The 1,003-nt window shown below is 30.2% G+C and carries 1 protein-coding gene; it reads left to right on the top strand.

Features of this window, described 5'->3' with window-relative positions:
- Window positions 1-311: 311 nt before the first annotated feature.
- On the top strand, window positions 312-1,003 hold a 692-nt coding region (locus tag FGK85_RS15175; RefSeq protein ID WP_138207996.1), incomplete at its 3' end, for an RNA-guided endonuclease InsQ/TnpB family protein.

Below are 1,003 nucleotides of genomic sequence, written 5' to 3'. Positions count from 1 at the left end.
ATTAGCGATATTAGGTGAATATGCGTAAAACTTGTAAGAAGTTATAAATATATAATGCAATCATTAATTTCAATACAGTATAAATTTTTAACTTTAAAATCTAAAATCTTACCACTTTATAGTATTAGCCTATAAACAGAGCTCTTAGCTTCAGATGGAGTTTTTACTCCAACTGAAGGTTAGAGATCGTTATCCAGGGACGTAGCTGCCGTTATCTCCCACTTTGTTAGAAGTGGGAGTGTTACGGCAGGTAGTCATCGGATAAACCTAGCAATATAGGGAATAATAATACTAGAAGGTGAGGTGAGATAATGATTAAGGCAATAAAAATAAGATTAAAACCTACTAATGAGCAGGAAATATTAATGTTTAAATCCGTAGGATGCGCAAGGTTTGCTTACAACTGGGGACTTTCAAAATGGGAAGAGATGAACAAAAATGGACTTAAACCCTCAAAGGCAAAAGTAAGATCAGATTTTAATAATAGTATTAAAAAGAATAAGGATTATGAGTGGTTAGATGAAGTATCTGCTCAAGTTACACAATATGCCTTTGAAGATTTAAATAGTGCCTATGATAATTTCTTTAAAGGATTATCAAAACATCCTAGGTTTAAAACCAAAAGACATTCTAAAAAATCCTTTTATGTTAGATATGATGCCATTAAATTTAAACATGGAAAAGTCAATATAGAGAAAATAGGTAAAGTTAAGTATAAAACCAATTATAGTATACCCAATTTGCCTAAATATAATAATCCAAGATGCTATTTTGACGGTAGGTATTGGTATTTAACATTGGGGTTTGAGCACAATGAAAACCAAGTTGAGCTTAATAAAGATTTATCTTTAGGTATTGATTTAGGGTTGAAAAATCTAGCCATTGTAAACTGTCTAGAAAAACCCATTAAAAACATTAATAAGTCTTTAAGAGTTAGAAAGTTAAAAAAGAAATTAAAAAGATTGCAAAGAAAAGTATCAAGAAAATATGAAGCGAACAGACA

Source organism: Haloimpatiens lingqiaonensis (assembly GCF_901447495.1).
GTDB classification, from domain to species: domain Bacteria; phylum Bacillota; class Clostridia; order Clostridiales; family Clostridiaceae; genus Haloimpatiens; species Haloimpatiens lingqiaonensis.
This window is presented reverse-complemented; position numbering and strand designations above follow the sequence as displayed.